General features: G+C 67.8%; 19 protein-coding genes, 1 tRNA gene and 1 pseudogene. 15 read left to right on the top strand and 6 right to left on the bottom strand.

What is annotated here, in order from left to right; genetic code table 11:
- Positions 1–73: 73 nt before the first annotated feature.
- A pseudogene (locus AUL33_RS22765) lies at positions 74–915 on the bottom strand (transposase); the annotation flags it as partial.
- Between the two features lie 195 nt (positions 916–1110).
- Positions 1111–1200 (bottom strand) — tRNA-Ser (locus AUL33_RS08325).
- 422 nt (positions 1201–1622) lie between these two features.
- On the opposite strand from AUL33_RS08325, the gene rplU reads away from it, so the two are divergent.
- The 15 genes from rplU to AUL33_RS08250 all read left to right on the top strand — a co-directional run bounded on the left by rplU (position 1623) and on the right by AUL33_RS08250 (position 14688).
- Positions 1623–2096 carry a 50S ribosomal protein L21 gene (gene rplU / locus AUL33_RS08320; RefSeq protein WP_062206478.1) on the top strand — a complete coding sequence of 158 codons (474 nt, stop codon included), beginning with the start codon at positions 1623–1625 and terminating at the stop codon, positions 2094–2096.
- Positions 2097–2249: 153 nt separating this feature from the next.
- Positions 2250–2519 carry a 50S ribosomal protein L27 gene (rpmA, locus tag AUL33_RS08315; RefSeq protein ID WP_062206476.1) on the top strand — a complete coding sequence of 90 codons (270 nt, stop codon included), beginning with the start codon at positions 2250–2252 and terminating at the stop codon, positions 2517–2519.
- 54 nt (positions 2520–2573) lie between these two features.
- Positions 2574–3230: a GNAT family N-acetyltransferase gene (locus AUL33_RS08310; protein ID WP_306302791.1), complete on the top strand. Its 657-nt coding sequence runs from the start codon at positions 2574–2576 to the stop codon at positions 3228–3230.
- Positions 3227–3799, top strand: a complete 573-nt coding sequence (locus AUL33_RS08305; protein ID WP_192843157.1) for a DUF3833 family protein — start codon at positions 3227–3229, stop codon at positions 3797–3799. The genes AUL33_RS08310 and AUL33_RS08305 overlap by 4 nt, the downstream gene beginning before the upstream one ends.
- A 103-nt stretch (positions 3800–3902) precedes the next feature.
- Positions 3903–4973, top strand: a complete 1071-nt coding sequence (gene obgE, locus AUL33_RS08300) for a GTPase ObgE (RefSeq protein WP_062206466.1) — start codon at positions 3903–3905, stop codon at positions 4971–4973.
- Positions 4970–6145 carry a glutamate 5-kinase gene (proB, locus tag AUL33_RS08295; RefSeq protein WP_062206463.1) on the top strand — a complete coding sequence of 392 codons (1176 nt, stop codon included), beginning with the start codon at positions 4970–4972 and terminating at the stop codon, positions 6143–6145. Before obgE ends, proB begins: the two co-directional genes overlap by 4 nt.
- Positions 6146–6149: 4 nt before the next feature.
- Complete coding sequence (locus tag AUL33_RS08290) at positions 6150–7424, top strand: glutamate-5-semialdehyde dehydrogenase (RefSeq protein WP_374754414.1); 1275 nt, start codon at positions 6150–6152, stop codon at positions 7422–7424.
- On the top strand, positions 7421–8065 hold the full coding sequence (locus AUL33_RS08285) for a nicotinate-nucleotide adenylyltransferase (RefSeq protein ID WP_062206457.1): 645 nt from the start codon (positions 7421–7423) through the stop codon (positions 8063–8065). Before AUL33_RS08290 ends, AUL33_RS08285 begins: the two co-directional genes overlap by 4 nt.
- Before the next feature lie 188 nt (positions 8066–8253).
- On the top strand, positions 8254–8583 hold the full coding sequence (gene rsfS, locus AUL33_RS08280; protein ID WP_062206554.1) for a ribosome silencing factor: 330 nt from the start codon (positions 8254–8256) through the stop codon (positions 8581–8583).
- Positions 8584–8662: 79 nt separating this feature from the next.
- Entirely contained in the window at positions 8663–9145 is a 483-nt protein-coding gene (rlmH, locus tag AUL33_RS08275; RefSeq protein ID WP_062206552.1) for a 23S rRNA (pseudouridine(1915)-N(3))-methyltransferase RlmH, read from the top strand.
- Positions 9146–9364: 219 nt separating this feature from the next.
- Positions 9365–10912 carry a murein hydrolase activator EnvC gene (locus AUL33_RS08270; RefSeq protein ID WP_192843156.1) on the top strand — a complete coding sequence of 516 codons (1548 nt, stop codon included), beginning with the start codon at positions 9365–9367 and terminating at the stop codon, positions 10910–10912.
- The gene (locus AUL33_RS08265) at positions 10902–12248 is read left to right on the top strand and encodes a S41 family peptidase (protein WP_062206451.1); all 1347 of its coding nucleotides are present in this window, start codon (positions 10902–10904) and stop codon (positions 12246–12248) included. Before AUL33_RS08270 ends, AUL33_RS08265 begins: the two co-directional genes overlap by 11 nt.
- Before the next feature lie 107 nt (positions 12249–12355).
- Positions 12356–13537 carry a divergent polysaccharide deacetylase family protein gene (locus tag AUL33_RS08260; RefSeq protein WP_062206447.1) on the top strand — a complete coding sequence of 394 codons (1182 nt, stop codon included), beginning with the start codon at positions 12356–12358 and terminating at the stop codon, positions 13535–13537.
- Positions 13538–13651: 114 nt separating this feature from the next.
- Positions 13652–14173, top strand: a complete 522-nt coding sequence (locus tag AUL33_RS08255; RefSeq protein ID WP_062206444.1) for an RNA pyrophosphohydrolase — start codon at positions 13652–13654, stop codon at positions 14171–14173.
- Positions 14170–14688 (top strand): GNAT family N-acetyltransferase, encoded by a 519-nt coding sequence (locus AUL33_RS08250; protein ID WP_062206441.1) that lies wholly within the window; start codon positions 14170–14172, stop codon positions 14686–14688. The genes AUL33_RS08255 and AUL33_RS08250 overlap by 4 nt, the downstream gene beginning before the upstream one ends.
- A 108-nt stretch (positions 14689–14796) precedes the next feature.
- Here AUL33_RS08250 and AUL33_RS08245 read toward each other — a convergent pair whose 3' ends face one another.
- From AUL33_RS08245 to AUL33_RS08230, 4 genes are all read right to left on the bottom strand, one after another.
- The gene (locus AUL33_RS08245; protein WP_062206438.1) at positions 14797–15201 is read right to left on the bottom strand and encodes a F0F1 ATP synthase subunit epsilon; all 405 of its coding nucleotides are present in this window, start codon (positions 15199–15201) and stop codon (positions 14797–14799) included.
- Entirely contained in the window at positions 15194–15424 is a 231-nt protein-coding gene (locus tag AUL33_RS08240; protein WP_062206436.1) for a hypothetical protein, read from the bottom strand. The genes AUL33_RS08245 and AUL33_RS08240 overlap by 8 nt, the downstream gene beginning before the upstream one ends.
- A gap of 1 nt (position 15425) precedes the next feature.
- Positions 15426–16880 (bottom strand): F0F1 ATP synthase subunit beta, encoded by a 1455-nt coding sequence (atpD, locus tag AUL33_RS08235; RefSeq protein WP_062206433.1) that lies wholly within the window; start codon positions 16878–16880, stop codon positions 15426–15428.
- A gap of 109 nt (positions 16881–16989) precedes the next feature.
- Complete coding sequence (locus AUL33_RS08230) at positions 16990–17874, bottom strand: F0F1 ATP synthase subunit gamma (RefSeq protein WP_062206430.1); 885 nt, start codon at positions 17872–17874, stop codon at positions 16990–16992.
- Positions 17875–17909 lie beyond the last annotated feature (35 nt).

The raw sequence follows: 17909 nt of genomic DNA, 5'->3' as shown, positions 1-17909 counted from the left end.
TTGAGGTATGGAATGCGGTGGGGCCAGTTACTGTCGAGCCAACTGGGTGCGCTGATGATGCAAGGGATGGCAAAATGCTTGCCGTCCTGCCGCGAAGGGCGACCAGCCGGTCGAGTTCCTCGGCGACCTGATAGGCTCGGAAGTTCGTCCTCGCACAGGTCGCGAGAGCTTCTCTCGTATGGCAATCGAGAACCGTCAGGATCCGGAACGGCCGATCGTCGAACAGCCGGTCCGACACGCGCGTCCATCGACCAGACCTCGTTGGCATGCTCCGCCGTGGCCCGACCTACCCGGTACCGCGATGACCGGCGGCGCTTCGGGCTGCGCGTACGGATCGACAGCCCTTCCTCGCGGTAGAGCCGGTACACGCGCTTGTGACTGATGACCCAGCCCTCGCGCTGGAGCAGGACGTGCAGTCGCCCCCCTTTCGACAATTGCTCAGCAATTGCCTGTCGGTCGCGGATACCCGTAGCGGACTCGGCTCGCAGCCAAGTCCTTCAATCGCAAGCGCAGCACAGGCGCCGGATCGCGGCGCGACTTGTAGCGATGGGAGGCCCGTCCAAAGCCGCTGGCCTGGCAGGCCTGACGCTCCGACACGGCGAATGCCGCCTGGAAGTGCCGGACTTGCCTCGCAGCGCCCGACGGGCTTCACCATTTTTTTTGCAGGGCATCCTGCAGCATCGTCTTGTCCAGGCTGAGGTCGGCGACCAGCCGCTTCAGCTTGGCGTTCTCCTCCTCAAGCTGCTTCAGGCGCCGGATCTCAGACACGCCCATCCCGGCGTAGACCTTCTTCCAACGATCAAACGTCGCCTCGGCGACGCCCATCTTCCGGCAAATCTCGCCAACCAGCGTGCCGTTCTCCGCCTGCCGCGGTGCAAAGGCGATCTGCTCGTTCGTGAACCGTTTCTTGGGCATCGGCTCTCTCCTCTCGTCGAGAAATCGTGCCCGAAAATTCTCACGCCGTCCGGACCCGTTCCACGGGTCAGGATCAATACACCACGCTGTACACCACCCGATCCACGCACGTTCCGGTCGCCACCGGCTGGGCGCCCCGATGAGCAGAATGCCGGAAGAACCAAGGTTTGGAATTGGCGGAGTGTGAACCCTAAATGGCGGAGAGGGAGGGATTCGAACCCCCGATACGGTTGCCCGTATGCCGCATTTCGAGTGCGGTGCATTCGACCACTCTGCCACCTCTCCGTCCGCAGGATCCGGCAAACCGGTCCGATCTCAGAACGTTCTTCCTAGGCGTGGTCGGCGTCTTTCGGCGCGAGGGCTCTCTAACAAACACTCGCATCGCTTTACAAGAGGCAATCGACGGCTTCATGACGATCGGGTGTCGCGGACCAAGCGCGCCGCGCCTTCGGCGCCGGAAGGCGCCTATATCCAAGCCGTCCAGGCCGGAGTCACTTCCGGCTGCGAATTCGTTCACGCGCCGCCGTCATTCCCCCGTTGCGATCGCCGGTCCGATCTTGACCTTTCGGCCTCTCCCCGCTAAGGCGAGCGCGTCCGGATATGGCGCCCGGAGGGTGCCGAGGCCCGGACACGAGCCGAAATAACCACAAGAAGACGGCCCGACCCCGGAGAGACCGGGGCGAGAGCCGGACCGAAAGGTGATATCCATGTTCGCAGTGATCAAGACCGGCGGCAAGCAGTACCGCGTCGCCGCCAACGACGAGTTCGAGATCGAGCGCCTGCCCGGCGAAGCCGGCGACCAGGTCTCGTTCGCCGAAGTGCTGATGGTCGGCACCACGATCGGCGCGCCCTTCGTGGCCGGCGCCAGCGTGGTCGGCGAAATCGTCGAGCAGACCCGTGGCAAGAAGGTGATCTCCTTCAAGAAGCGTCGCCGCCAGAACTCCAAGCGCACCCGCGGTCATCGCCAGGACCTGACGCTGATCCGCATCAGCGAGATCCTGACCGACGGCAAGACGGCGAGCCCGCGCGCCGCCGCCGCCTCGAACGACGCCCCGGTGTCGGAAGCCCCTGCGGCCCACACCGCCACGACGGCTTCGAGCGAGACCCCGGACGTTGCCGGCGAGACTGCCGCCAAGAAGCCCCGCGCTTCGAAGAAGAAGGCCGACGGCGAGACCGCCTGAGCCCTGCGATCCCGACGAGGACGGTGCGCCGGAACCGGCGCCGGTCCCACGGGATTGACGAGACGACGAGACGATTTTCAAGGGGGCGGCGCCCCGGTCGGTCCTTCGAGAAGGACCCCGCGCCAGCCCCGGCAGACATCAGGAGACTGACAGATGGCACATAAAAAGGCAGGCGGTTCGTCCCGCAACGGTCGCGATTCCGAGTCCAAGCGCCTCGGCGTGAAGAAGTTCGGCGGCGAGAACGTGATCTCGGGCAACATTCTCGTGCGTCAGCGCGGCACGCGCTGGCATCCCGGCGTGAACGTGGGCCTTGGCCGCGACCACACCCTGTTCGCGACCGCCGAAGGCGTCGTGACCTTCCAGAAGAAGGCGCAAGGGCGAACCTACATCTCCGTCATGCCGAAAGCCGAAGCCGCCGAGTGACCGGTCGCTTCAGAGCGCCGGCGTCCCAACGACCCGGCCTCTGACCCCGACAGGATGTCGGTTTCGAGGAACGAACCGGGGAGATGGGCCGCCATCTCCCCGTTTTTCGTTTCCCCGCGAGCCCGAAGGTCCGGTCCGATGACATGCGAAGACGCCGCCCTCGACGAAGACGAGTGTTACCTTTCGACGAGGCGGCTGAGGCTTCGGCCCGCCACCTTGGGCGACGCCCCGGCGATCGCGCGCCACGCCAACGATCGACAGATCGCGGAGATGACCTCCCGCATTCCCCATCCCTATACGCTGGGACATGCGGAAGCCTTTCTCACCGGCGTCGAGGACGAGTTGATCCTCGCCGTGACGCGGCGGAGCGACAACGTGTTTGTCGGCCTCGCCTCGCTGCAGGCGCTCGAGGCCGACGATGCGGTGGAACTCGGCTACTGGATCGGCCGGCCCTTCTGGAGCCAGGGCTATGCGACGGAAGCCGCGCAGGCGGTGATCGACCACGCATTCTCCCGTCTCGCGATGGAACTCGTCGAGGTTCGCTGCCGGGTGATCAACGGCGCCTCGCGCCGCGTCATCCAGAAATGCGGCTTCGGCTATTGCGGCACGGGGCTCTCGCTGTCGCTCGCAGCGGGGCGTGTCGCCAGCGAGACCTACCGGATGGATCGGCGATGCTGGCAGTCGCTGAAGGACTGGAGCCGCACGGGATGAGGGCACGCTGGTTGAAAGCTCTGGTGGCGGCGGCAGTGCTCGCCCTCCTCGTGCCGGCGGCAGCTAGGTCGAAGGACAGCGGAACGCCGACGTTCGATCTCGCCGGTTTCTTCGAGGGAACGAGCGTCAGCGCCGGCGAGGTGCGCACGCTGTTCGTCGTCCGCGACACGTTCACGGCGACCTTCTCGGGACGGCGCGAGGGCAACCGGCTCCAGCTCGACGAGCGCTTCGTCTTCTCGGACGGCCCCCGGCTCCAGCGCTGGGATCTGACCGTGGCCGGGCAGGAGATCGCGGGAACGGTGGAGACCGAGCTCCGCGACGGCAAGCTCGCACCGCCGGTTCCGGTCACCGGACGGCGGTCGGCGACGGGTGCGGTGCTGACTTACGAGGGCCATGCGCCGGGCGGCGGCGAGCGCCTTCTGGCCTTTCGCCACGAGATGACGGCGAATGCCGATGGTACGGTGTCGAACCATGTCGGCATCGGCAAGTTCGGCCTTCGACTTGCCGTCTCGGATGTCGTCTTCGCCAAGTCGGCAGCGGCCCTCGCGGCGCACTTGCCGCCGCGCTAGGCATCGCATGCGTTTCGTCTCCAGCGTCGTCGGCGCGAGGGACGGGGCGAAACCTGATTACCTGGAAGCGTCCGTGGGGCGTCTCGGACCCGAAAGCAGCGCCATGAAGTTTCTCGACAAGGTCAAGGTCTATGTCCGCTCCGGCGACGGGGGCGCCGGCGCGGTCTCGTTCCGCCGCGAGAAGTTCATCGAGTTCGGCGGCCCCGACGGCGGCGACGGCGGGCGCGGCGGCGACGTGTTCATCGAGGCGGTGTCGGGCCTCAACACGCTGATCGACTATCGCTACCAGCAGCATTTCAAGGCCAAGACCGGCATGCACGGCATGGGTCGCAACCGCACCGGCGGCAAGGGCGACGACATGACGCTCAAGGTGCCGGCGGGCACGCAGGTCTTCTCCGAGGACGAGGGCACGATGATCTGCGACCTGACGGAAGTCGGGCAGGTCTTCCGCATCGCCGCGGGTGGCAACGGCGGCTTCGGCAACTGGCAGTTCAAGTCCTCGGTCAACCAGGCGCCGCGCCGGGCCAATCCGGGCCTCGAGGGCGAGGAACTGACGATCTGGCTGCAGCTGAAGCTCATCGCCGACGCCGGGCTGGTCGGCAAGCCGAATGCCGGCAAGTCGACCTTCCTCGCCTCGGTGACGGCGGCGCGCCCGAAGATCGCCGACTACCCGTTCACGACGCTCTATCCCAATCTCGGCGTCGCCACGGTCGACAGCCACGAGTTCGTCATCGCCGACATTCCCGGCTTGATCGAGGGCGCCCACGAGGGCGTCGGCATCGGTGATCGCTTCCTCGGCCATGTCGAGCGCACACGCGTATTGCTGCATCTCGTCTCGGCGGTCGAGGAGGACGTGGCGCTGGCCTACAAGACGGTGCGCCGCGAGCTCGAACTCTACGATGCCGAGTTGACCGCCAAGCCCGAGATCGTGGCGCTCAGCCAGATCGACACGGTGGACGACGAGACGCGGCGTGACAAGCTGGAGCAGCTGGAGGCGGCGGCGGGCGTCAAGCCGCTGGCGCTGTCAGCCGTCACCAAGCACGGGATGCCCGAGGCGCTGCGTCGCCTGCGCCGCGAGATCGCCGGAATGGAAGACACGGCCGCGCAGGAACTGGCGGCCGACGATCGCCGCCGCTTCGGCGCGTCGCTGAAGGAAGAGGACTGGCGGGGATGACCAGCGTTCGGGATGGGGCAGAGGCGCTCGGTCGCGCCCGGCGGATCGTCGTCAAGATCGGCTCGGCCCTTCTCGTCGATGCCGAGACGGGCCTGAAGGCCGACTGGCTGCGCTCGCTTGGCGCCGACGTCGCCGCGCTAAGGCGCGAGGGGCGCGAGGTGCTGCTCGTGTCGTCGGGGGCGATCGCGCTCGGGCGCGCCATCCTGAAGCTGCCGCACGGCGCGCTGAAGCTGGAAGAGAGCCAGGCCGCCGCGGCCGTCGGGCAGATCGCGCTGTCGCGCGCCTACAGCGAAGCGCTCGCCGCCCATGCGATCGAGGCCGGGCAGATCCTCCTGACGCTCGGCGACACCGAGGAGCGCCGGCGCTATCTCAACGCGCGCGCCACCATTGGTACGCTCCTGCAGTTCGGCGCCGTGCCGGTGATCAACGAGAACGACACGGTGGCCACCGCCGAGATCCGCTACGGCGACAACGACCGCCTCGCGGCGCGCGTCGCCACGATGATGTCGGCCGACCTCCTCGTGCTTCTCTCAGACATTGACGGGCTCTACACCGCACCGCCTGCCGGCAACCCGGATGCCCGGCACATCCCGCTCGTCGAGGCGATCACGCCGGCGATCGAGGCGATGGCCGGGGGCGCGGCCTCGCTCTTCTCGCGCGGCGGCATGAAGACCAAGGTGGATGCCGGCAAGATCGCGACGGCCGCCGGCACCTCGATGGTGATCACCGCCGGCAACCGGATGAACCCGCTTGCCGCCATCGCGTCGGGCGAGCGCGCGACGCTGTTCCTCGCCTCCGCCGACCCCGTGCGCTCGCGCAAGCGCTGGATCGCCGGTCATCTCGACGCGAACGGCCGTCTCACGGTGGATGCCGGCGCGATTGCGGCGCTGCAGAGCGGCAAGAGCCTGCTCGCGGCCGGCGTGACGGCGGTGGCCGGAGACTTCCGGCGCGGCGATACGATCCTCGTGGTGGATGCCGGCGGCCTTGAAGTGGCGCGCGGCCTGGTCGCCTACGACGCGTCGGACGCGCGGATCGTGGCGGGCCTTCGCTCGGCCGCGATCGAGGAGCGGCTCGGCGCGGGCGCGCGCGCCGCGGTGATCCACCGCGACGATCTCGTGATGGCGCGCCACGGATGGGACGACGGAGTGGGGGAGATGCGCGATGTCGGATGAGGCGATGCCCAACGGGACGATGTCCGTGGACGCACTGATGCAGGCGATGGGACGCCGCGCAAGCCGCGCCGCCCGCGCGCTGGCGATGGCGTCTTCGGAAACGAAGACGCGTGCGCTCGAAGCGATGGCCTATGCCGTAGAGGCGAGCGTCGCCGAGATCCTTTCCGGCAATGACGGCGACGTCGCGGATGCGCAGGCCGCGGGCATGAGCGCGGCGATGATCGATCGTCTGCGCCTCGACGCCGGGCGGGTGGCGGGTATCGCGAGCAGCCTTCGGGCGATCGCCGCCCTGCCCGATCCCGTCGGTGCCGTCGCGGACGAGTGGACCCGGCCGAACGGCCTGCAGATCCGGCGCGTGCGCACGCCGATCGGCGTGATTGGCGTGATCTACGAGAGCCGGCCCAACGTCACCGCCGATGCCGGCGCGCTCTGCCTGAAGGCCGGCAATGCCGTGATCCTGCGCGGCGGCTCGGACTCGCGCCGCTCCTCGGCGGCGATCCACCGCGCCCTGCAGGCCGGGCTCGACGCCGCCGGCCTGCCGCGCGATGCGATCCAGCTCGTGCCGACCGCCGACCGCGCCGCTGTCGGCGCCATGCTGACGGGGCTGGGCGGCGCCATCGACGTCATCGTGCCGCGCGGCGGCCGCTCGCTGGTGGAGCGGGTGCAGCGCGACGCCCGCGTGCCCGTCTTCGCCCATCTCGAAGGCCTCTGCCATCTCTATGTCGACGGTGCGGCCGATCTCGCCATGGCGCGGGCGATCGCGGTCAACGCCAAGATGCGTCGCACCGGCATCTGCGGCGCGGCCGAGACGCTGCTCATCGACGAGGCGGTGGCATCAACGCATCTGGCGCCCATCCTCGACGATCTCGCAGCAGCCGGTTGCGAGATCCGCGGCAGCGAAGCCGTGCGGGCGCTCTATCCGGCGGCGCGCCCCGCCACGGACGAGGATTTCCGCACCGAGTATCTCGACGCCATCCTCTCCGTCGCGCTTGTGCCCGGCATCGAGGGCGCGATCGCCCATATCGAGCGCTACTCCTCCCATCACACGGAAGCGGTGGTGACGCAGGACGAGGCGGTCGCCGACCGCTTCTTCCGTTCGGTCGACTCGGCCATCCTCCTCCACAACGCCTCCACCCAGTTCGCCGATGGCGGCGAGTTCGGCTTCGGCGGCGAAATCGGCATCGCCACCGGGAAGATGCATGCGCGTGGCCCGGTCGGCGTCGAACAGCTCACCACCTTCAACTATCGGGTGTCCGGATCGGGCCAGACGAGGCCGTGAATCGCGAGACCCATCCCTTCCCGCCCCTGCGGCCGGCCGATCTTCGCCTGCCGCACACCGAGCGCGGGCTTCGCATCGGCCTTCTCGGCGGCTCCTTCAACCCGCCGCACGAGGGCCATCTCCTCGTCGCCGAGACGGCGCTGCAGCGGCTTCGCCTCGACCGGGTCTGGTGGATGGTGACGCCGGGCAATCCGCTGAAGGATCACGGCAACCTCAAGCCGCTGAACGAGCGCATCGCCCTGTCGCGGGCGCTCGTGAAGGATCCGCGCATTCTCGTCACCGCCTTCGAGGCGTCGCAGCACATCCGCTTCACCGCCGATACGGTGTCGCTCTTGAAACGCCGCAAGCCGGACGTTCGCTTCGTCTGGCTGATGGGCGCCGACAGCCTGGCGGGGTTCCACCGCTGGCAGTCCTGGCGCCAGATCGCGCGACAAGTGCCGCTCGCAATCGTCGACCGACCGGGATCGACGCTGTCGCTTCTCTCGTCTCCCGCCGCGCGCACGCTTGCGCGCTTCCGCATTCCCGAGGTCGATGCCGCGCAGCTCGCCCTCTCACCGCCGCCCGCCTGGGTCTTTCTCCATGGTCCGCGGTCCCCCCTCTCCTCCACGCTCCTGCGCGAGCGTCAGGAAGCCCCGTCTTGAATCCGTCACCAATCCTTGCCACCTTACCCCTGCCGGCAACGGTCGATCCGACCGCCTCGCCGAAGCCCGAAAGGACCACGTACCTGACACCCGTTGCCGAACTGCAGGACGATATCGCCGCCGTCGAGACCGCCGCTGACGACCGCTCCGTCTCGCGCGTCTCTTCCCCGACCGAAGGTCGCACCGCGATCGAGGTCGTCATCGCCAGCCTCGACGACTCGAAGGCCGAAGAGGTCGTCGACATCAACCTGCAGGGCCGTTCCGCGCTCGCCGACCATATGGTGATCGCCTCCGGCCGTTCGCATCGGCACGTCTCGGCCGTCGCCGACCATCTTCTGCGCGACCTCAAGGAAGCCGGCCATGGCAATGCCAAGGTCGAGGGTCTCCAGAACGGCGACTGGGTGCTGATCGACACCGGCGACATCATCATCCACATCTTCCGCCCGGAAGTGCGCACCTTCTACAACATCGAGAAGATGTGGAGCGTGTCGGACGCCAAGGAGACGACGGTCCACTGACCGACGTCCCGTCCTTCCAGTCTCGAAAGCCGCGGGCCCTCGTCCGCGGCTTTTGCCGTTCGAGGCCATCGACACACCCATGAGACTTCGCATCGCCGCCATCGGCCGGATGAAGGCCGGGCCGGAGCAGGAGCTCGCCGCCCGCTATCTCGACCGCCTGAAGAAGAGCGGTGCGCCGCTCGGGCTCGACTTCGCGGGCGTGGTGGAGCTGCCCGAGTCCAAGCTGCCCGGCGTGAGCGAGCGCCGGCGCGACGAGGCCACGCGCCTCACCGCGGCCCTGCCCGAAGGCTGCCGCCTGCTGGCGCTTGACGAGACCGGACGCACCCCGTCCTCGGAGGAGTTCGCGGTCGACCTCGCCCGGCTGCGAGACGAAGGCCTGCGCGATCTCGCTCTCGTCATCGGCGGCCCCGACGGCCTCGCGCCGGAGCTGCGCACGGCTGCGGCGGGCACGATCGCCTTCGGGCGGCTGACCTTCCCGCACCAGATCGTGCGCATTCTCCTCGCCGAACAGCTTTATCGCGCCACCACGATCCTCGCCGGCCACCCCTATCACCGCGCCTGACGCCGCGGCCGACAGGCGATGCCGAACGGCAACAGGGCTTAGATTTCGTTCGCGTTTTGCCGACCGCGCCTTCCTCGCGCCCTGCCCCTCCCCTCTCATGGGGTTCGTGCGCGCAGCGCCTCCGGCCTCGGTCGCGGTCGCATGGTTGATCGTTTCTTAAGGTCCGGCCCCTTAAGCTTCGACGCACAGATCCCGGCGAACCCGAAGGACGACGATCGCTTGCCGCAGGCCCGCCTCCCCGCGACGACCATGCAAGCGCCCCGCCGGAGACTGCGGCTGCTGATCGCGGCCGCCCTTCTCGCAGGCAGCGTGCATCCGGGCGCCATCTGGGCAAAGGACGCGGACGCGGAGCCGGTGCGCGAGGCGTCCGTCGCGCCCGGCATGGAGCCCCAGCCGCCGGCACCGAGCGTCACCACCAGCATCGCCCTCATTGCCCAGCGCGCCCGCACCGAAGCCGAGCTGAAGCGGATCGGCGACGCCATCACCCTGTCGAAGGAGACGGCCACCCGGCTCGATGCCGAAATCGCCCGCTACGCGGCGGACCGCGACGAGCTGCGAACCGCGATGATTTCCGCCGCGACCGAACAGCGCAAGGCCTCGGTCGCGATCGCCGGCAGCGAGGCGCGCATCGGCTCGCTCGCCGACCAGGAGACGCGGATCAAGTCGTCGCTGCGCGAGCGGCGCGGCGTCCTTGCCGAAGTGCTCGGCGCGCTCGAGCGCATGGGCCGCAAGCCGCCGCCGGCGCTTCTCGTGAAGCCCGGCGATGCGCTGGGTTCGGTGCGCAGCGCCATCCTCCTCGGCGCCGTGGTGCCGGAAATCCGCACACAGACCGAGGCGCTTCTCGCCGACCTCACGCGCCTCGTCGCCGTGAAGGACCAGCTGGCCGGCGAGAAGCAGCGCTTCGCCGAGGCATTGACGCGCGGGCGCGAGGAAGAGGAGCGGCTGCGCCTCCTGTTCGCGCAGAAGGAGAAGCTGGAGGCCGAGGGCCGCGGCCGGATCGGCGATGAGAACCGGCGCGCCGCCGAACTGGCATCGCAGGCCACCACCCTGCAGGAGCTCATCGCCTCGCTCGAAGCCGAGACGGCCCGCACCCGCGCCGCCGAAGAGCGCGAGCGCCTCGCCACCATCCGAGCGGCCGAGGAGGCGCGCCAGCGCGCCGCCGCCGAGGCCGAATTGGCGGCGAAGACCTCGCCGCCGGATGCGGCCGCCGAGCCCAGGAGCGCATCGCCCGAGCCTCAGGTTCCCGCGACCGCCGAGCCACCGACCTACGACGTCGCTCAACTTCGCCGTGAGATGGCGCGGATGGCACCCGCCGCCGCATTTTCGACATTGAAAGGGAGCCTCGTGCCTCCCGTCGCGGGACGGCAGACCGTTCGCTTCGGCCATTCCGACGGGATCGGGCGGGCCGCATCGGGCGTGACGATCGCCGCGAGAGCCGGCGACACGGTGACGGCCCCGGCGGAAGGCCAGATCCTCTATTCCGGTCCCTTCCGCTCCTATGGACAGCTCTTGATCCTGAATGCGGGCGACGGCTATCATATCGTCCTGGCCGGCATGAGCCGGATCGACGTGTCGGTCGGCCAGTTCGTGCTTTCAGGTGAACCGCTGGCCGCAATGGGAGCGACGCGGATCGCCAGTGCGTCGGATGCGGACATGGTGGATGCCGCCCCCTCGCTCTACGTTGAGTTTCGCAAGGACGGGAAACCGGTCGATCCGCAGCCCTGGTGGACGGATGGATCATCTGGAAGGACGAGGAATGATACGTAAGCTCTCCATTCTCTTCGCCGGAGCGCTCCTCGGAGCGACCGCGATGACGACGTTCGTCGGCTCGCATGCAGGCGTAGCGAATGCCGCGGGGTCGGATACCTATCGCCAGCTTGCGATCTTCGGAGACGTGTTCGAGCGCGTGCGCGCGCAATATGTCGACGTGCCCGACGACCAGAAGCTGATCGAGACTGCGATCAACGGCATGCTCACCTCCCTCGACCCGCATTCGAGCTACATGAACGCCAAGGAAACGGCGGACATGCGCACCGAGACGCGCGGCGAGTTCGGCGGCCTCGGCATCGAGGTCACGATGGAGAACGAGCTGGTCAAGGTCATCTCGCCCTTCGACGGCACCCCGGCCGACAAGGCGGGCGTCCTCGCGGGCGACCTCATCGCCGAGATCAACGGCGAGCAGGTACGCGGCCTGACGCTGGCCGAGGCCGTCGAGAAGATGAAGGGCGAGATCGGCTCCTCCGTCGACCTCACCATCATCCGCGACGGCGCCACCCAGCCGGTGCGCCTCTCGATCGAGCGCGCCGAGATCAAGGTTCCCTCGGTGCGCCACACCGTCGAGAACGACGTCGGCTATATCAAGCTCCTGCGCTTCAACGAGCAGACCACGAGCGGCATGGAAGAGGCGATCGCCGACATCAAGGCGAAGATCCCCGCCGACCAGCTCAAGGGTTTTGTGCTCGATCTGCGCCGCAACCCGGGCGGCCTGCTCGACGAAGCGGTCAGCGTCTCCGACGCCTTCCTGCAGAACGGCGAGATCGTCTCGACCCGCGGCCGCAACGCCGAGGAAACCCGCCGCTACAACGCCCGCACGGGCGACGATATCGACGGCAAGCCGCTGGTCGTGCTCGTCAACGGCGGTTCGGCCTCGGCATCCGAGATCGTCGCCGGCGCCCTGCAGGATCAGCGCCGCGCCACCGTTGTCGGCTCGCGCTCGTTCGGCAAGGGATCGGTGCAGACGATCATCCCGCTTGGTGCCAACGGCGCGCTGCGTCTGACGACGGCGCTCTACTACACACCGGCAGGCACCTCGATCCAGGGTCGCGGCATCAAGCCCGACATCGAGGTCGATCAGCCGCTCCCCGAGGAGATCAAGGCGCAGATGGGTCTGAAGGCGGACGAGGACGTCAAGCTCGGAGAATCCTCGCTGCGCGGACACATCCAGGGTGTCGAAGAGAGCGACGAGGGTTCGGGGTCGCTCGACTACGTGCCGCCGGAGGCCAAGGACGACCTGCAGATGCAGTACGCGCTCGATCTCCTGCGCGGCGTCAAGACGAACGCCGCCTTCCCGCCGAAGCAGGATTCCGCGTCGATCGCCAACTGAGCGCATCGATACGGCATTGACCGAAGGGCTCCGGCATCGCGCCGGGGCCCTTTTCCTTTGGATCGCACGCAAAGCTCCGCGTCAGTTCGCTGTCCTACACAGGACTCATGCGCGACGAGCTTTACCGCCCCCTCGGACAGAACCTGACGCCCCCATCCGGCGGGCCGCGCAGGCGATGGCGTGGCGCGGCGCTGGTGCTCCTCGCCGGCGTCGCGCTTGCCGGCGGATCGGCCTTCACCGCGCTGCGCCAGCCCGCTTTCGCGCCCATCGCCCCACCGCAGGCCGAGACAGGCGGACTCCCGACAGTGGTGGCCTCGGGCGCCCCGGCTGCTGCCGCCACCCTTCCTAACGTCGTTCGGATGAGCGAAACCGGTGGCGTCGAGATCACCGACGGCAACGGCGTGCCGCAGATGAACGGCGACACCAACCCCTATACCGGCTCGATCCGCGTGCTCGAGCCCGGCTCCCTGCGCCAACCGCAGGCCTTCGCGCATATGCCCGACCAAGCCCTCATCGAGCCCAGCGACTACGGGCCGCTTCCCGTGCGCTCGGGCGACGGTCGACGCCCGCTCGACGTCTATGCCGGCGCCTCATCCGGGGCGCTCGGCACCCGCATCGCCATCGTCGTCGGCGGTCTCGGCATCAGCCAGACCGGCACGCAGCAAGCCGTCGAACGCCTGCCCGCGGGCGTCACGCTGGCCTTCGCGGCCAGCGGCAACAGCCTCGACCGCTGGATGCAGACGGCACGTCGCAACGGCCACGAGGTTCTGTTGCAGGCCGCCATGGAGCCGTTCGGCTATCCCCAGGTCTCGCCGGGCGAGCACACGCTGACCGTCGCCGACGCCGCGGCTCGCCAGTTCGACGCACTCGATTGGTCGATGGGTCGTCTGACCAACTATGTGGGCGTCATGAACTACATGGGCGCACGCTTCAACGCCGATCCCGCGGCGCTGGAGCCCTTCCTTGCCGAACTGACGCGGCGCGGCCTTCTCTATCTCGACGACGGCACCTCGTCGCGATCGCAGGCGCGCGACGTCGCCACGGCCAGCGGTGCCCCCTTCGCGGCCTCGGACCTCGTACTCGACGGCGAGCGGAGCCCCGACGCGGTCCGCCGCCAGCTCGACGCGCTCGAGCGCGTCGCGCGCGCGCGGGGCACGGCCATCGGCGTCGCCAGCGCCTTCGAGACGACGGTCGGCACGATCGCCGGGTGGGCGGCGGAGGCTGCGCAACGCGGCATCGAGATCGTTCCCGTCTCCGCGATCGCCTTCGACCCGGAAGCGCGAGGCTGATCGTCCAAGGCGGATTGGTTTCTTTTGGGTGAATCGCATGGGACCGCCCTCCCGTGCATTTCTGTTGTGACGACGTTCCCGTAAGGTTGCGCCGCAACAGGAGACGGATTTGCCATGACGCTTGCAGACGCCCCGGCGTCCCTACCTTACCGCCCTTGTGTCGGGGTGATGGTCCTCAACGCCGAGGGACTGGTCTTCGTCGGTCGACGCATCGTGGAGCCCAAGGGCGAGATGGACGGCGCCCTTCAGCTCTGGCAGATGCCGCAAGGCGGCATCGACCCCGACGAGGATCCCCGCGTCGCCGCCGAGCGCGAGTTGTTCGAAGAAACGGGGATCCGCTCCGTCACGCCGCTGGGCGAGATGCCGGACTGGCTCACCTACGAGCTGCCGGAGCATCTCGTCGGCATCGCCCTCAAAGGACGCTTCCGGGGCCAGAAGCAGAAGTGGTTCGCCTTCCGCTTCCAGGGCGCCGACGCCGAGGTCCAGATCAACCCGCCGCCCGGCGGCCACAGCGCCGAGTTCGACGCCTGGGGCTGGAAGACGATGGATGAGGTCCTGTCGCTCGTCGTCCCCTTCAAACGCCCGGTCTATGAAGCCGTAATCGCTGAATTTCGCCATCTGGAGACCCGACCATGACCTTCTCGGCCGAAGGTGACATCCGTTATCGCGAGATGGCGGGCGGTGAACTCGCATTGGTTGAGACGATCCACGCCAGCGCCTTCGGGCGCGACGAAGAGGCCCGCCTACCGCAGGCCATCATCCAGGAAGGCCACGACGTCCTGTCGGTCGTGGCGGCCAAGGGCGACTACATCGTCGGCCACGCGCTCCTGACGGCCCTGGAGGGCGCCGAGAAGGCCTTGGCGCTCGGCCCCGTTGCGGTGGTGCCGGATCATCAGGGCGAGGGCGTCGGCTCCCATCTCGTGCGCTACGGACTGGACCTGGCACGCGAGCGCGGCTGGCGCTCGGTCTTCGTGCTCGGCGACCCCGCCTTCTACGGCCGCTTGGGCTTTCGGGCCGATTTGGCTGCCGGCGCCGTCGTGCCATGGGCCGGTCCAGCCTTTCAGGCGATCGAGCTTGTGCCGGGCAGCCTCGCGGGCTGGCGCGGTCTCCTGCACTATCCCAAGGCATTCGGTGCGGAGGCCGAGGGCTGATCCATCGGCACACTCTGATGAGGACTTGTCCCCACCAACGAAAGAGGCCCGGTTTCGCAACCGGGCCTCTTTCGTATCAGCAAGTGGCGTAACGCAATCTACGGCGCTTTACAGTCCGAGCGCGTCGCGAGCGTTGCGCAGATCCGAGAGCCGAACCTCGGCCTTCGACTTGACACCGGCATCGGTCGCGTCGGCGACGTCTTCCTCGGCATCGCGGATGCGCTGGTCGAGATCGGCCCGATCGATGTCCTCGACCGGCGTCGCGTGCTCGGCAAGCAGCGTGAAGCCGTCGGGATTGATGTCGGCGAACCCGCCCTGGACGTAGATCCGCTTTTCGCCGCCGGAGGCTAGCGTCGCATGGACGACGCCGGGCTTCAGCGTCGCCATCAGCGGCGCATGATGCGCCATGACGGTGAAATAGCCTTCGGTGCCGGGCGCGACGACGGCGCTCACCTGTTCCGAGAGCAGCAGCCGCTCGGGGGAAACCAGTTCGAACTTGAAGCTGTCAGCCACGATTGCCCTGCCCTGTCGGCTCCTCGAGTCGGAGCTTTGCCTGAAGCGCGGCCTCGAAATGATGGACCGCGATCTCGAACTTGTCGCGGCAGCCCGGGTTGCAGAACCCGACCACCGCATCCCTGTAAAAGGTGAGCGACCCGTCCGCGATCGGTTGCCCCGACCACGGACAGGTGGTGTTGATCGCGTCCTCGATCTTCAGATCATCGGACGGTGCCGCCATCTCAGGCGGCCTGCGCGGCCATCTTCTGAGCCTTTTCGATCGCCATCTCGATCGAGCCGACCATGTAGAAGGCGGCTTCCGGCAAGTGATCGTACTCGCCCTCGACCAGGCCCTTGAAGGACTTGATCGTGTCTTCAAGCGGCACGAGCTGACCCGGCGCACCCGTGAACACTTCGGCGACGAAGAAGGGCTGCGACAGGAAGCGTTCGACCTTGCGGGCGCGAGCCACCGTCAGCTTGTCCTCTTCCGACAGCTCGTCCATGCCGAGAATGGCGATGATGTCCTGGAGCGACTTGTAGCGCTGCAGGATCTGCTGAACCTGGTTCGCGACATTGTAATGCTCTTCGCCGACGATGAGCGGCGACAGCATACGCGAGGTCGAGTCCAGCGGATCCACGGCCGGGTAGATGCCCTTCTCGGAGATCGCGCGGTTGAGAACCGTACGGGCGTCCAAGTGAGCGAACGAGGTCGCAGGGGCCGGATCGGTCAAATCGTCGGCAGGGACGTAGATCGCCTGCACCGAGGTGATCGAACCCTTGGTGGTGGTGGTGATGCGCTCCTGCATGGCGCCCATGTCGGTCGCCAGCGTCGGCTGATAGCCCACGGCCGAAGGAATACGGCCGAGAAGCGCGGACACCTCGGCGCCGGCCTGCGTGAAGCGGAAGATGTTGTCGACGAAGAACAGCACGTCCTGACCCTGGTCGCGGAAGTTCTCCGCGATGGTCAGGCCGGTCAGCGCGACGCGAGCGCGGGCGCCCGGGGGCTCGTTCATCTGGCCATAGACGAGAGCCGCCTTGGAACCGGCGGTCGAGCCGCCGTTCTCGTGCGGATCCTTGTTCACGCCGGATTCGATCATCTCGTGATAGAGATCGTTGCCCTCGCGAGTGCGCTCGCCGACGCCGGCGAACACCGAGTAACCGCCATGCGCCTTGGCGACGTTGTTGATCAGTTCCTGAATCAACACCGTCTTGCCGACGCCGGCGCCGCCGAACAGGCCGACCTTGCCGCCGCGCGCGTAGGGCGCGAGCAGATCGATGACCTTGATGCCGGTGACGAGGATCTGCGATTCCGGGTTCTGGTCGATATAGGCGGGCGCCGGCTGGTGGATGCCGCGCTTCTGCGTGAACTCGATCGGACCGACCTCGTCGATCGGCTCGCCGATGACGTTCATGATGCGGCCGAGCGTGCCGTCACCGACCGGCACCATGATCGGGGTGCCCGTGTCCGTCACCGGCTGACCGCGGACCAGACCCTCGGTGAGGTCCATCGCGATCGTGCGGACGGTATTCTCGCCAAGATGCTGGGCGACTTCGAGAACGAGCCGGTTCCCGTTGTTGTCGGTCTCCAGCGCGTTCAGGATCTCGGGCAGATGGCCGTCGAACTCGACGTCGACGACGGCGCCGATCACCTGGGCGACGCGGCCCGTCGCACCGTTGCTGTTGAATGTGTCAGCCATCGAGGCCTCCTCTCAAATCATCTGGTCGGTGCGTCCCGGCAGATCCTGCCTCCCGCACCATCGGTCGCATCTCGGGTCCGTGCCGGCAAGCGGCGCGGGATCGGGGTCCTCAGAGCGCCTCGGCGCCCGCGATGATCTCGATCAGTTCGGTGGTGATCTGGGCCTGGCGCTGGCGGTTGTAGGAGATCGACAGCTTGTTGATCATGTCGCCGGCATTGCGCGTCGCGTTGTCCATGGCACTCATGCGAGCGCCTTGCTCTGACGCGCCGTTCTCGAGCAGCGCCCGGAAGATCTGGATCTTGATGTTGCGCGGGATCAGCTCGGCGAGGATCTCCTCGGGCTCCGGCTCGTACTCGTAGAGCGCGTTGGTGCCGCCCACCGCGATCGTCCCATCCGCGGTCGGAACCTCCGCCGGGATGATCCGCTGCGCGGTCGGGCGCTGCGTGATGACGTTCTCGAAGGCCGAGTAGAAGATCGTCGCGACGTCGAACTCGCCGGCAGCGAAGAGGTCCATCACCTTGTCGGCGACGACCTCGGCATTGGAGAAGCCGATGCCCTTGCCCGCGTTCAGGTCCATCTTGGCGACGATCTTGTCGCCGAGATCGCGGCGCATCAGATCGAGGCCCTTCTTGCCGACCGACAGGATCTTCACGACCTTGCCGTCGGCTTCGAGGCGCCGGACGTGCTCACGCACGAGACGCACGATCTGCCCGTTGAAGCCGCCGCAGAGACCACGATCCGACGTGAAGACCACGAGGAGATGCGTCTTGTTCTGACCGGTGCCGCTCATCAGGGGAAGGGCTTCGCCCTCCTCCAGCGCGCCGGCGATGTTGGCCAGAACCGAGGCCATGCGCTCGGAATAAGGACGCGCCGCTTCCGCCGCGTCCTGGGCGCGGCGCAGCTTCGCCGCCGCGACCATCTGCATGGCCTTGGTGATCTTCTGCGTCGCCTTCACCGAAGCGATGCGGTTTCTCAGATCCTTGAGCGAAGCCATGGGTCCGGTGCGTCTCCTGCGTGGCCGCGGCCGCG

Origin of the sequence: Aureimonas sp. AU12 (assembly GCF_001463705.1) — a bacterium.
In the GTDB taxonomy this organism is placed as follows: domain Bacteria; phylum Pseudomonadota; class Alphaproteobacteria; order Rhizobiales; family Rhizobiaceae; genus Aureimonas.
The sequence above is the reverse complement of the archived record's forward strand: the minus strand, read 5'-3'. Positions and strand labels throughout refer to the sequence as shown.

Coding starts and splice junctions, on each gene's coding strand:
- AUL33_RS08310 (WP_306302791.1), top strand. CDS start 2,574: ATGTCGGTTTCGAGGAACGAACCGGGGAGATGGGCCGCCATCTCCCCG.
- proB (WP_062206463.1), top strand. CDS start 4,970: ATGACCAGCGTTCGGGATGGGGCAGAGGCGCTCGGTCGCGCCCGGCGG.
- AUL33_RS08250 (WP_062206441.1), top strand. CDS start 14,170: ATGACCTTCTCGGCCGAAGGTGACATCCGTTATCGCGAGATGGCGGGC.
- rlmH (WP_062206552.1), top strand. CDS start 8,663: ATGAGACTTCGCATCGCCGCCATCGGCCGGATGAAGGCCGGGCCGGAG.
- AUL33_RS08255 (WP_062206444.1), top strand. CDS start 13,652: ATGACGCTTGCAGACGCCCCGGCGTCCCTACCTTACCGCCCTTGTGTC.
- AUL33_RS08290 (WP_374754414.1), top strand. CDS start 6,150: ATGCCCAACGGGACGATGTCCGTGGACGCACTGATGCAGGCGATGGGA.
- AUL33_RS08240 (WP_062206436.1), bottom strand. CDS start 15,424: ATGGCGGCACCGTCCGATGATCTGAAGATCGAGGACGCGATCAACACC.
- rpmA (WP_062206476.1), top strand. CDS start 2,250: ATGGCACATAAAAAGGCAGGCGGTTCGTCCCGCAACGGTCGCGATTCC.
- AUL33_RS08230 (WP_062206430.1), bottom strand. CDS start 17,874: ATGGCTTCGCTCAAGGATCTGAGAAACCGCATCGCTTCGGTGAAGGCG.
- AUL33_RS08260 (WP_062206447.1), top strand. CDS start 12,356: ATGCGCGACGAGCTTTACCGCCCCCTCGGACAGAACCTGACGCCCCCA.
- rplU (WP_062206478.1), top strand. CDS start 1,623: ATGTTCGCAGTGATCAAGACCGGCGGCAAGCAGTACCGCGTCGCCGCC.
- atpD (WP_062206433.1), bottom strand. CDS start 16,880: ATGGCTGACACATTCAACAGCAACGGTGCGACGGGCCGCGTCGCCCAG.
- AUL33_RS08305 (WP_192843157.1), top strand. CDS start 3,227: ATGAGGGCACGCTGGTTGAAAGCTCTGGTGGCGGCGGCAGTGCTCGCC.
- AUL33_RS08265 (WP_062206451.1), top strand. CDS start 10,902: ATGATACGTAAGCTCTCCATTCTCTTCGCCGGAGCGCTCCTCGGAGCG.
- obgE (WP_062206466.1), top strand. CDS start 3,903: ATGAAGTTTCTCGACAAGGTCAAGGTCTATGTCCGCTCCGGCGACGGG.